The organism is Brevibacterium rongguiense, assembly GCF_009857845.1.
GTDB classification, from domain to species: Bacteria; Actinomycetota; Actinomycetes; order Actinomycetales; family Brevibacteriaceae; genus Brevibacterium; species Brevibacterium rongguiense.
In genome coordinates, this window is sequence record NZ_WWEQ01000022.1 from 31723 (window position 1) to 43374 (window position 11652).

Annotated in this window: 13 protein-coding genes and 1 tRNA gene; 9 read left to right on the forward strand and 5 right to left on the reverse strand. The window is 69.9% G+C overall.

What is annotated here, in order from left to right; genetic code table 11:
* The first annotated feature begins 198 nt into the window (after positions 1–198).
* From GSY69_RS06845 to GSY69_RS06850, 3 genes are read left to right on the forward strand one after another with little or no spacing between them, the layout of a single operon-like run.
* Positions 199–744, forward strand: a complete 546-nt coding sequence (locus tag GSY69_RS06845; protein ID WP_160953129.1) for an RrF2 family transcriptional regulator — start codon at positions 199–201, stop codon at positions 742–744.
* A complete protein-coding gene (locus GSY69_RS15165; RefSeq protein ID WP_328698789.1) occupies positions 741–1178 on the forward strand; it encodes a globin family protein in 438 nt (145 codons plus the stop codon). Before GSY69_RS06845 ends, GSY69_RS15165 begins: the two co-directional genes overlap by 4 nt.
* Positions 1175–2089: an FAD-binding oxidoreductase gene (locus GSY69_RS06850; protein ID WP_328698790.1), complete on the forward strand. Its 915-nt coding sequence runs from the start codon at positions 1175–1177 to the stop codon at positions 2087–2089. Before GSY69_RS15165 ends, GSY69_RS06850 begins: the two co-directional genes overlap by 4 nt.
* A 254-nt stretch (positions 2090–2343) precedes the next feature.
* Here the strand turns inward: GSY69_RS06850 and GSY69_RS06855 are convergent, their stop codons facing one another.
* The 4 genes from GSY69_RS06855 to GSY69_RS06870 all read right to left on the reverse strand — a co-directional run bounded on the left by GSY69_RS06855 (position 2344) and on the right by GSY69_RS06870 (position 5769).
* Positions 2344–2616, reverse strand: coding sequence for a GlsB/YeaQ/YmgE family stress response membrane protein (locus GSY69_RS06855; RefSeq protein ID WP_160953130.1), 273 nt, complete (start codon positions 2614–2616; stop codon positions 2344–2346).
* Between the two features lie 380 nt (positions 2617–2996).
* Positions 2997–4004: an inorganic phosphate transporter gene (locus GSY69_RS06860; protein WP_160953131.1), complete on the reverse strand. Its 1008-nt coding sequence runs from the start codon at positions 4002–4004 to the stop codon at positions 2997–2999.
* The gene (locus tag GSY69_RS06865) at positions 4005–4616 is read right to left on the reverse strand and encodes a DUF47 domain-containing protein (protein ID WP_160953132.1); all 612 of its coding nucleotides are present in this window, start codon (positions 4614–4616) and stop codon (positions 4005–4007) included.
* A gap of 565 nt (positions 4617–5181) precedes the next feature.
* Positions 5182–5769 carry a hypothetical protein gene (locus tag GSY69_RS06870; RefSeq protein ID WP_160953133.1) on the reverse strand — a complete coding sequence of 196 codons (588 nt, stop codon included), beginning with the start codon at positions 5767–5769 and terminating at the stop codon, positions 5182–5184.
* Between the two features lie 188 nt (positions 5770–5957).
* Here GSY69_RS06870 and GSY69_RS06875 point away from each other — a divergent pair, with 188 nt between their 5' ends.
* Positions 5958–6941, forward strand: a complete 984-nt coding sequence (locus GSY69_RS06875; RefSeq protein WP_160953134.1) for a hypothetical protein — start codon at positions 5958–5960, stop codon at positions 6939–6941.
* A 214-nt stretch (positions 6942–7155) separates the two neighbouring features.
* Positions 7156–7228 (forward strand) — tRNA-Lys (locus GSY69_RS06880).
* Here the strand turns inward: GSY69_RS06880 and GSY69_RS15360 are convergent.
* Entirely contained in the window at positions 7190–7543 is a 354-nt protein-coding gene (locus GSY69_RS15360; RefSeq protein ID WP_160953140.1) for a helix-turn-helix domain-containing protein, read from the reverse strand. The genes GSY69_RS06880 and GSY69_RS15360 overlap by 39 nt on opposite strands.
* A 357-nt stretch (positions 7544–7900) precedes the next feature.
* Here GSY69_RS15360 and GSY69_RS06890 point away from each other — a divergent pair, with 357 nt between their 5' ends.
* The 4 genes from GSY69_RS06890 to GSY69_RS06905 are packed head-to-tail and all read left to right on the forward strand — an operon-like array spanning position 7901 to position 11590.
* Positions 7901–8761, forward strand: coding sequence for a hypothetical protein (locus GSY69_RS06890; RefSeq protein ID WP_160953135.1), 861 nt, complete (start codon positions 7901–7903; stop codon positions 8759–8761).
* Positions 8761–9801 carry a DUF2637 domain-containing protein gene (locus GSY69_RS06895; RefSeq protein ID WP_160953136.1) on the forward strand — a complete coding sequence of 347 codons (1041 nt, stop codon included), beginning with the start codon at positions 8761–8763 and terminating at the stop codon, positions 9799–9801. Before GSY69_RS06890 ends, GSY69_RS06895 begins: the two co-directional genes overlap by 1 nt.
* Entirely contained in the window at positions 9798–10373 is a 576-nt protein-coding gene (locus GSY69_RS06900; protein ID WP_160953137.1) for a hypothetical protein, read from the forward strand. Before GSY69_RS06895 ends, GSY69_RS06900 begins: the two co-directional genes overlap by 4 nt.
* Complete coding sequence (locus GSY69_RS06905; protein ID WP_160953138.1) at positions 10370–11590, forward strand: helix-turn-helix domain-containing protein; 1221 nt, start codon at positions 10370–10372, stop codon at positions 11588–11590. The genes GSY69_RS06900 and GSY69_RS06905 overlap by 4 nt, the downstream gene beginning before the upstream one ends.
* Positions 11591–11652: the final 62 nt, after the last annotated feature.

The window sequence follows — 11652 nt, forward strand, 5'->3', positions numbered from 1 at the left end:
CGCCGGAGGGCCGAGGCGTGAGGCCGCGCGTGTGTCCCCTGCCTCAGTCCGGTGTCCCCGGCTCGTCGCCCTCGACAGAGTGGAGGCCCGTGACCAGCGGGAATACTGAAACGTCGATATCCGCCCCCATTTTCTACGTGATGTAGAACAGGGTCGGCTCACTGGAGTCGGCAGGTCCGAATATCTAGCGTCGAGGGCATGGAGCTGACCCGGTTCACCGACCTCGCGCTGCGGGCGCTCATGCGCATCGCCGCGCAGCCGGAGCGGGTCACGGCCGCCCAGCTCGCGGCACAGGTCGCCGCCCCGCCGGCGTTCATGGCCAAGGTCGTCACGCGGCTGTCCGGCATGGAGCTCGTCGATGCCCGCCGCGGCCGCACAGGCGGGCTCACGCTGGCTCCCGGGGTGCTCGAGCGCAGCGTGGGCGGCATCGTCCGCGAGCTCGAGGCGGGCCCCGTCATCGACTGCCTGCACCCCGAACCGTGCCCCCTGCTCACCGGCGGCTGCCTGCTGCGCGCGGCACTGGGCCGGGCGCAGGAGGCCTTCTACGCGAGCCTCGACCCGATCCGCCTGCGCGACCTCGTGCCGGCGGCGGCGGCCCGGCCCGCGCCTCGGCGGCGGCACTCCCCGCTGCCTCACCCCGCACCCACCGCGCCGCGCACGGCCCCCGCCGGGGGCCGCGCGCTGCGCGCGGATCCCACAGGGAATCACACGACGGCCGTTCTGGCCGGTCAGGAGGAACGATGACCACGACACTGCCGGGCCTGCGGCCCATCGAGCGGACTCAGCTGAGCCAGGAGCACGCGGACACCATCCGCGCGACGCTGCCGTTGGTGGGGTCGAAGATCGACGAGATCACCCCGCTCTTCTACTCGACGATGTTCGAGCGCCACCCCGAGCTCATCGACAACCTCTTCAACCGGGGCAATCAGAAGCAGGGCGCCCAGCAGCGCGCGCTCGCGGCTTCGGTCGCGACGTTCGCTGCGGCGCTCGTCAACGAATCGGTGCCGGATCCGCGCGATCTGCTCGAGCGCATCGGCACAAGCACGCCTCGCTGGGCATCACGCCGGATCAGTACCAGATCGTCCACGACAACCTGTTCGAGGCGATCGTCAAGGTCCTGGGCGCCGATGTCGTCACCCCGGATGTGGCGGCGGCCTGGGATGCCGTGTACTGGATGATGGCCGAGTCGCTCATCGGCTTCGAGCAGGACCTCTACGCGCAGGCGGGTGTGGAGATCGGCGATGTGTTCCGCCGCGGTGAGGTTATGCGGCGCCGGGAGTTGTCCGATGATGTCTTCCGCTTCACCGTGGCAGCGCAGGACGGGCAGGCCTTCCCCGCGTACCTGCCGGGCCAGTACGTGTCCGTGGGCGTCACGCTGCCCGACGGCGCGCGCCAGCTGCGCCAGTACAGCCTGGTGGGCGAGCCGGAGGGCGGGGCAGGCACCCTCACCTTCGCGGTCAAGCGCGTCGCCGCCGTGGACCGGCTGCCCGCCGGCGAGGTCTCCAACTGGCTCGCCGACCACGTCCAGGAGGGCGATGTCATCGACGTGACGCTGCCCTTCGGCGATCTCGTCGTCGACGTGCGCGGCACCGAACCGCTCGTCCTGGTCTCCGCGGGCATCGGCACGACGCCCATGCTCGGCATCCTGCAGGCGCTCCACGCTGTGGGCGCGCCCCGGCCCGTGACCGTTCTCCACGCCGAGGCGAATCGCGGGGCCGACGTCTTCGCCGCCGAGCGCGCGGCGCTCGTCGCCGACCTGCCCCACGGCCGGCTCATCACGTGGTACGGCGATCCGCAGGCCGGTGAGGACCTGGACCCGGGCACCGCCGCCGATGCGGCGGAACCGCGCGAGGAGGCCGGTGCGGGAGAGGCTGCGGCGGCAGGCCGCGAGGCGGGCGCGCGGGGCGCCGAGGTGCGCACCGGCCGCCTCGATGTCGCGGTGGCCGGGCTGTCGGACGATGCGCTCGTCTACGTGTGCGGCTCGAATGCCTTCCTCCAGGGCGTACGCGAGCAGCTCAGCGCTGCGGGCGTTGCCGATGAGCGCGTGCACTTCGAGCTCTTCGCCCCCAACGACTGGCTGCTCGGCTGAGTCCAGCCTGGGGCACCGCGCGCGGCTGAGGCGGCCGCGCGCGGTGCTTCGCACGCACACAGAGCGGCCCGTGGGATCGGTCAGCGCGGTGCTGGCAGTTGCACTGCTCAGCCCGCTCGCGGCGCGGCCAATGGGATCGCCCGGCGCGGTGATCGGCGCTGCCGGGCAATGCAAGAGGGGGTGGGCAGCTCGAAAGCTGCCCACCCCCTGCTGTGCTCGTCAGCGCGCTGCGCTGGCGGGGATGATCGTGGCGATCAGTCGCGCGGTGCCTTGCGGCCCGTGATGAGGCCCCAGATCAGCAGCACGATGATCGAGCCGACCACCGCGAGGATCCAGGTCATGGGGTTGGACATGCTGCCGCCACCGGTGCCGAACAGCGAGCCGATGAAGCCGCCCAGGAGGCCGCCGACGACACCCAGGATGAGGGTCGCGATGATGCCGCCGCCCTGGCGGCCGGGGAGGATGAGCTTGGCGATGGCGCCGGCGACGAGGCCGACGACGATCCAGCCGATGAAACCGAGTTCCATAGTGGTTCTCCCTTGTTGTCGAGCCAACCAGGAGGTTGACCATGTGTAACGTGGAACGCTTCAAGGCTACCTGTAAGAATCCTGAAACGCACAGGAAACACGCAGTGCCTACCCCGGAAAATGACCGGCTGCTGGGCGGTCAGCGCACCCGAATCGCGCGGGATCCGCGAGAAGACGCGGGTGCCAGCGGGTCGAGAGCGGATCTTCGGGGTGACATAACACACGCCGCCACGCCCGGCTCGCGGCGCGAGCAACGCTTCCAAAGGCCCGTTGTGCTGCGAAAACGTGGGAATCCGGGGCGAAAACCGGCACAGACACCGGGAGAGACGGCGGCGGCGCGAGCGGCGAGGCGACGAGACGGTCAGTGCTCGGTGGCGCGCTCAGCGCGCGAGGACCAGCAGCGGCCAGGCGATGATCGCCGCGCACAGCGCGGAGGCCGGCAGGCCCAGCAGCCAGGCGCCTGCGACCGCAGCGAGGACGCGGGGCTGCACCGCGCCTCGGCGGCGGCCCACCTGGGTGCCCAGGTTCGATGCCGCGACGATGAAGCTCATCGCCAGCGGGACCCGCAGGGCGAAGGCCGCGATGTACATGAGCACGGTGGACACGCCGTCGGCGATGACGGCGCGCGGGGGGTCCATCGATACGAGGCGGCTGCTCATCGTGTAGGCGACGCGGGTGCCGCTGGTGTACGTGCCGAGCGCCAGGGCCAGGGCGACGACGAGGATGATCCACCAGCTGCGGTTGTCCGCGAACATCGTCTGCGGCCGACCGGTTGCCGCCGCGAGCGCGACCGCCAGCACCGCGCCGATCTTCTGCGAGTCCTGGGCTCCGTGGGCGAAGGACAGGGCCGCGACGAGCACGCTGTCGGACTGGCGCATGAAGCGGAAGAGGGGCTTGGGTGCCTGGGCGCGCAGCAGGGGCAGCACGACGAGTGTGACGAGCAGTGCCAGGAGGAAGGCCGCGAGCGGGCCGAACAGCAGGCGCGGCAGATTCGCGTCGACGAACAGGGACTGCGCGCGCGTGATGCCGAAGACGAACCCGGCCCCGATCATCCCGCCCACCAGGCAGTGGGTGGAGGCGATGGGCAGGCCCAGGAAGTAAGTGCCGAGGTTGACGAGGCCGCCGCCGGCCAGCGCGGCGATGATGATGAGGAGGATGCTCGCATCCGCGTGCGGCGCATCGAGCAGGCGCATGACGAGGCGGTCGACGATGCCCTGGCCGATGAGCGCGCCGGCGAAGTTGAACACGGCGGCCAGGGCGAAGGCGGCGCGGCGGGTCAGTGCGCGCGTGGCCAGGGCGTTGCCCACCGCCACGCCCGTGTCGTGGAAGCCGTTGATGAAGGCGAACGCGACGCCCAGGGCCAGCGCGACGGCGAAGGCGGCCTCCACCTAGGACTCCCGCACGGCGATCTCCGCGACGACCCGGCCCACCGAGGTGAAGCCCTGGGAGGCGGCCATGAAGGCCTCGCTCAGCTGCATGGCCGCCGCCAGGTGCGTCAGCCCCAGGCGCGCGGCGGGCACCGCGTCGGTGACGCGCTGCTGGAGCTTCACGGCCCGGCTGTGCAGGGTGTTCATCGTCTCGACGTACTCCCATTGGTCGAGCTTGGCCGACAGCCGCTGCGTCATGCGCAGCGTGTGGTCGGCCTGGTTCGACAGGAGCGCGAGCATCTCGAGGACGCCCACCGGCAGCTCCTCGAAGGCCGGCGAGGTCAGCGCGAAGCCCACCGAGTCCAGTCGGTGGCAGGTGGTGCGCAGGGTGTCCGCGAGCACGTAGATGTCGCGCCGGTCGAAGGGGGTGAGGTAGTTCTCCCGCAGGGCGCGGACCACGGCCCCGGAATCGGCGTCCGCGTCATCGCAGATGTTCTGCATGCGCCGGGCTGCGGCGCGGCGGTCCTCCACGGGGATGCCGGAGAGCTCCGCCAGCACGAGGTTGGATTCCTGCAGGCGGCCGGCGATGCTGGCCAGCAGCACGGTGAAGGCCGCGTCGTTCGACTTCCGCATGCGCACGTGTGTCCCCGGGGTTGAGTGGCGAGGCGTTGCCCTGGCACCTTCATTGTGCCCGCCCCCGAGGCCCGCCGGCGGGAGGCCCTGCCCGTGCGCGTTTTCGCGTGCGGATCCGCAGGGCGGTTCGTGGTGCGGAGCGGTGGCTCGGCGGGGAAGGCGGCCGCTCGGTGGGAAGAGGGGCGGCGGAGCGGACGGGTTGCCGCAGGAGGGAGCGGGCCGCGGAGCAGGGGTGACCGCAGGGGGATTGCGGCGGAAGTGGGGGTGGGTGCCGAGCCGCGAGCGCCTCTCGGCGGAAGGCCGCTCGAAGCGGCATATTTTGGAGCCCGGGGCTTCAGCGGCTCGGCACCCGTGGCCCTTGCGGGCCGCACCCCACGATACGCACTGGGCGCTGTGGGGCAAGGGGGGTGTCCACATGCACTGGGCATGTGCGGCCCGAGTGCGCCCTGCGCCGTGGTGCGAGCGGGGCTGCGGCCGGCGGGTCGGCGGCGGCAGCCCCGGCCTGGCGGCGGAGCTCCGGGTGCGCCGAGGCCCGCGTCGCTCGGGCCCGCGAGCCGGCCGCCGTTCAGGCGAGCGAGCCCGCGCGGTGGGCGCGGGCGGCCGCGGTGAGGTCCTCGCCCAGCTGCACGAACGAGGCGAGCTCCGGATCGCTCGCGTCGTCCGCCGCGCGCCCACGGGCGGCGACCGCAACAAATGCCGCTGCGCGGTCGAGCGCGGTTGCGTAGTCGCCCCGGAATGCGCCGGCGAGGATCCGGTCCGCGGCATCGGCGACCTCGGCGGGACCAGGCGGATCGGCGATGCCGGCCACCGCCTCGGCGGGGGACTGCGAGCGACCGGCGCGGAACCATGCGCTGGCCTCCGCGCTGCGGTTGTGGATCCAGGTGCGCAGGGCGTACAGGCGCCAGAGCGAACCGGGCAGGGACACGGCGGGCGCGGTGGACCAGAGCCCGGCGATCGTCTCGAGGCCGTGCTCGTCGGCGAGCGTGACGAAGCGCCGGGAGGCCTCCGCGTCGCGGGGGCGAGTGGGGTCTGCCACGAGCATCGCGGCGAGGTCGTGGGCCATCTGGACCCGTTCGTCCGGACCCGGGGAGGAGTCGAAGCGGTCGAGGTCCGGGTAGATCGCGGGCTTGTGGAAGCGGGGCTGCTGGGCCATCGGCTCAGTGTAGGCGGTGGTGGCGCAGACGGGGCGGGCGTGCGGTGCGGCGGGGCGGTTGTGCGCAAACCCCCAAGGTGGCCTCCTAGAATCGTGGGGAAGGCGGTGGACGCACACGCGCGTGCGCCGCACCAGTGCGGCGGCGGCCGCGTGCCGCGCGTGCCGTCCGCCACCGGGAAGGAGTGCTCATGTCACCGTCGAAGGTCGTCAACAAGGGCATCGAGAAGGCCTCGGGCCTGGCGTTCAAGAAGGACGGCTCGCTGCGTCCGGGGGCCGCGGGCATGCTGACGAAGGTGCTCAGCGTGCAGCGGCCGGTCGTGCTCGCCTACGTGCGCAGCGTGCGCCGCCGCAACCCCGACGCCACGCCCGAGGAGCTCATCCAGATCATCTCGAAGCACTACCTGACCGTCACGATGGGCACGGGCGCGGCCGTGGGAGCCACGGCCGTGGTGCCCGGCATCGGGACGATGGCTGCGCTGGGCGTGGCCGCCGCGGAGACGGGCGGCTTCCTCGAGGCCAGCGCGCTCTACGCGCAGTCGCTCGCGGAGATCCACGGGCTCCCGGTCCGCGATCCCGAGCGCGCGAACGTCCTGGTTCTGGGCCTCATGCTGGGCGATTCGGGCCGCGAGCTCGTAAAGCGCTTCACCGGACACGCGGCCGGCGGCGAAGCGCTCACCGCCAACTGGGGGCAGGTCGTTGCCACCCAGATCCCGTCGTCGTTGCTGAACTCGCTGGTCAAGCGGATGCGCCGGACGATGGTGAAGAAGTACGCCTCGCGCACCGCGGGGTCGATGTTCGGACGGATCCTGCCGTTCGGGATCGGCGCCGTGATCGGCGGCGTCGTCAACCACCGGATGGCCAAGAACGTCGTGTCCAATGCGAAGGACGCCTTCGGCCCCGCCCCCGCGCACTTCGAGAAGGAGCTGAATCCCGGCGTGAGCTCGCAGAAGAAGGACTCCGACCTGCTGGGCGGCCTCAAGAAGCTGCTGAACTCGCGCAAGGAGCGCGCCAAGCGCGGCGCGGTGGTGGAGGGGGAGTCGCAGGTGGTGCCGGTCGACGGCCCCGCCGCCGAGGCGCACAACGACGCCGAGCGCGGCACCGGCACCGATTCCGGGTTCAGCGCCGCGGATGACGACGCGCCCAGGACGTACCGTCCCGATACGAAGCTGTGAGGGTTCGGCGCCGGGGCGGCCGCGCCGGGCAGGGCCGAGCCGGTCAGGGCAGCGGTGTGCAGGGACGAACCGGGCAGGTCAGCGGTGTGCGCGGCCGCGGTGTTCGGACCGACGGTTGGTGGGCCCGCACGCCACGGCTAGACTGCCTCTGACGCGCCGAGGCGCGGTCGGCGCCGCTCGCTGAATGCGGCCGCGCGGCCGTTTCCGGGCGCGCGGGCCTCTAGCTCAGTTGGTAGAGCAGCGGACTTTTAATCCGCGGGTCGTGGGTTCGATCCCCACGGGGCCCACCCGTTCGAAGCTTCCTGGTAGATCACTTCAGCTCCTCCATCCGTGCGCGGATGGGGGAGCTTTTCATTCACCACGTCGCCCAGTAGTTCACCGAGAGAGATGTCCAGGGCAGCAGCGATGGTGAATAGTTCGGGCACTGTGAAGGGAAGTACGCCGCGTAGGCGCTTCGATACGGCAGATTGCCCGACGCCCAGAAGATCGGCGAGCCACGCCTGGCGCAAGCCTCTTCGCCCCAGCCACGCGCGGATTTCTCCGCTGACTTGAAGATTGGCGGCCTGCTCCGATAACTGCGGGCCGTGCGCTGTTGTCGTCATGGGTTCAGTCTAGTGCTTCACGGACATTGTGAGCGGCACTGAGCAAAAAAATTTCGCTCAAATCGTGTTGCTGCGCTTGTAAATAGTCCTCACAGGACTACTGTTGCCGTCATGAGACATGAATCGATCGTGGCGGCAACGTTAAAGCCGAGCTTGCAAGGCGGGACTGGCAGGGGCGTCAGGCAGCGGAGGCGATTGGAATGACGCCGGCGATGTTTTCTTCCCGCCTCCACGGGCGTACGCAATGGCGAATCGCGGAACTTGTCGAACTCTCCCAAGTGCTCGATGTTCCGTTCTCGCGGTTGATTGCGGGAGTTGACGAGGCACAGACGGTGCCTCTCCCAGAGGTGAGCGCTCATGGGTGAGATCCTGCGGTCCAAGTTCTCCGAGGCGGAAGCGCGAGAGCTTACGGATGAGATCAAAGCGGATTACGGGGCGCTCCAAGTGAAGATCGCCGCCGCGTGGCGCGGTCGCGTCTGGTTAGCCCTTGGGTATGAGTCGTGGCAGGACTACCTCGACGGAGAGTTCTCCGACGTCTCGATACGACCGCCGAAAGAGCTAGAGCTTCAGGTCGTTCAAGAGTTGCGGGATGCGGGCATGAGCACGCGTGGGATTTCTGCGGCGACGAACTTGAGTAAGGGCACGGTCGACAACCGGCTGCGGACGGCAGGTGCCCAAAATTGGGCACCTGACACGCCCGAGCGCGGGACCACTCCGCCGCCAGTTGTAGGGCTGGACGGCAAGGAGTACGCGCAGCCGGCACCGCGGCGGCCGGCCGAGGAGATCCATGACGCGGAGATCGTGGACGACGATCCGGGTTCGCGGCCGGTCTCAGATTTGGGTCTCGATCCGATCCCGGTTGACCTCAGCGGCCGGCCGGCATTCGGCCCGGAGAAGGTCAACGGCCTCATCCGTGAGCTGCACGAGGGCGGGGCTGCCGCGCTGCCGATGGCACGCAAGCGCGCAGCGAACCTGGAAATGGCGTTCCAGTCCGGTCAGGTCGATGTGCACAACCTCGATCGTGTGCGCCTCGAAGCGCTCGGCGCGGATCTCGCCGATGCGGTGAAGGTGCTCGCCGGGCTGCTCTCGACGCTGATCCACGAGCACCCCGATTGGCAGGACGCCACGGCGAAGGCCGATGGGGTCGATGCGATGAAGACGACGGCCCGGATTCTGCGCGAGCTGATGGGCTTCCTCGGTGAGGAGGGTGATCGGTAATGGCGATGTCACACGAGCACTTCGGTGCGGACGAAGCTGTGGCCACGGTCTCGGAGGAACACGTGGCCACAGCACCCGAAAGCGATGGACGAGCTAAGTTCAGCGCAGTGGGTGAGGCCCATAGTAGCGGCTCGACCTCGCAGCCGGTTGCACCGTCCGCAGGTGTGGGGAAGTCCTCACGGATCAACCCGGACGATCCCAGGTTCATCCGCGCGATCACTGTCGGTGTGGCCTTTGCCGGGCTGGTGGCGTTCGCGATCAGCTTCGTGGCTCTCTCGGAGATCGCGGCGTGGCTGGGGCTGCCGCACTGGATGCACTGGGCGGTCCCGCTGTTCATCGACACGGGGATCTTGGTCTACGCCGGCAGCGTCCTCATCCACAAGGCCCGCGGGGAGCGGACCTGGCCGTCATGGCTGATGTTGGGCACGTTCACCGCGCTGTCGGTGGTGGCCAACGCCGCCCACGCGCTGTCGTTTGGATCGGCTGCCGCGCAGTCGTGGCAGGCCCTGGTGGGCGCAATCATCGCGGGCATGGTGCCGGTGGCCGTGTTCACCGCTACCGAGCAGCTGTCGCGGGTGGCCGTTGAAGATCCCGTCTCACGCCGCCGGGAGCTCCAAGCACTGGCTGAGTGGCACGCGCAGCAGGCTCAGCGTGAGCGCAAGCAGCTGGAAATGGAAGCGGAGCGGGAGCGTGCCCGGCAGGCATCCGAGCTTGCCAAGGAGGAGCACCTGACGCGCATCGCGGAGGTGCGAGCTGCCCGGGAGCTGCGCGCGGAGCGGGCAGCGAAGCAGCTGGATTCGGGGCAGGACCGCGGCCTGCACCTGGTGGCTCAGTCCGCGCCGGCGCAGGTGGGTGCGGCTGAGGCCCCGGACATTGATGAGGTTGCCGAGTTCGTAGCCGAGCGCGCCGGGCGCGGGGTCGATACCTCGGGTGCGGATCTTGCCGAGCGGTTCGGGTTCAGCGCCAAGACGGGCCGCCGGCGGCTGGCGAAGCTGCGCGAGGAGCGCCCGGAGATCTTCACAGGGGAGGAGCAGCGATGAGCACGACATGGAAAGAGGCGATCGCCAACGTCGAAGCCCCGAGCGGGCCGTGGGTGATGAGGCGGTTGATCCGGTCGATCGTGTTCGTGGTCGTGTTGATGATCGCCACGGCGACGGGGGTGACCGATTGGGCCATTGAGCTGGTGCAGTACGCGGCCACCTCGGACGTGGCCTCGGTTCGCAGCATGGTGCTGTGGTTGTGCCTGGCCGGCGTGCTGATCTGGCTGGCCTTCGGCGTCCTGGTGGAGATGGTGGTCTCTGTCCTGTACTACAAGCGCAACCATGAACGCGAGACTCGCTTCGCCGCCTACCTCAACGCGGGAGGGCCGAGTGCAGGCACTCGCGCAAGTGCGACGGTGGGCTCCCCGCGAGCACGACCCGAGAAGCCGGCGCCGCGCCCGGCGCGGGTGGAGGAGGCTCCGACGGAGTTCCTGCCGTCGAGCGAGATCGCGGGGCAGGGGGATCTGCTCGACTGCATTCCCGGCGAGGAACGAGGCACCGAGGCCATCGCCGCGCGCTTGGAGGCATCCGAGTGCCGGCAGCCGGGTGGCGATAAGGAGGCTGTGCGATGAGCGTTCAGGCACTGAACTGGGCCCGGCAGATGGGCGCGGCGGCTGACTTGCCGGCGGCGCAGTTGCTGCTGCTGTGGCTGCTGGCCGATCAGGCCAACGGGCAGTGGGAGTGCTGGCCGGGGGTGGCTCGCCTCGCCCGTGAGTCCAACCAGTCGGATAAGAGCGTCAAGCGCCACCTTCGCGCCCTCGAAGAACACGGCATCATCGTCCGCTATGCCCGCCGCGGGTCGATGAAGAACCACGAGACCGGCGAGGTCTACGTCAACGTGCGAAAGTCGGATCTCATCGTGCTGCAAGCCGAGGCACTTGCTGCGCTGGCGCAGCGTGAAGAGGCGGTCGCGGTCGACGAAAGCGAGAGCTTCGGCGGGTGGGTCGCTGGTCACGCCGACGACGAGGAGGGGCATGGGGACAATTTGTCCCCTAGCCCGGGAACCCCGGAAACAAGCGAAGGGGACAATCTGTCCCCTAGCCTCCGGGTTGTGGAAACCCAAGGGGACAATCTGTCCCCCTGGGGGCATGGGGACAATTTGTCCCCTAGCCCGGCAGCCCCGGAAACAAGCGAAGGGGACAATCTGTCCCCCTGGGGGGCTAGGGGACAAAACGAGCAGGGGCTAGGGGACAAATCGCCTCGCGTACACGCGGGCGTCAACCGCGCGCGCGGATTGAACCCTCATAAAGAACCCTCATCGTCGTCGTCTTCACGTGAGTCCTACAGTGCCGAGTCGGCCGGCGACGGCCGAGACGACGACGCGATCGCAGCCAATGAGGGTGTGGGGGGCAGCCATCGCGGTGTGAGCCTCCACGCGCTCGACGGGGTCGTGGCCCAGGCCGTGGGCTGGGAGTGCACGAGCGAGCAGCTGATGTGGCTCGTTGACGTGATCCTCGATCGCTCCGCGCGGCCCGTGGGACGCCCAGCACGGTTCGTCACCGCCGCGGTGAAGAACGATCCCGCAGCGATCCGGGAGGAGCTGGCGGGCCGGTTCGGCCGCCCGGGCAGCGAGGCGGCCTCGGCGCCGGCGGCGGTGGGCTGCCCGATTCCCGAGCACGCCGAGCAGGGGCTGCTTGCGGTCAATTGCCCAGCGTGCCGGAAGTGGCGGGACTTCCCACCGCGGATCAGTGCCGGCGTCCTCGATCGACTCGACGCGCAGATCCGCCGGCATGTCCTCGACCGTGAGGACGTCGCGGTGGTCGATGACGAGTCTCAGCGGACCGGCTGAGGGTGGGAGTAAGCGATGGACGAGCTAAGAGACGAACGCGACGAGGGCGGGGGTGGGCCGTT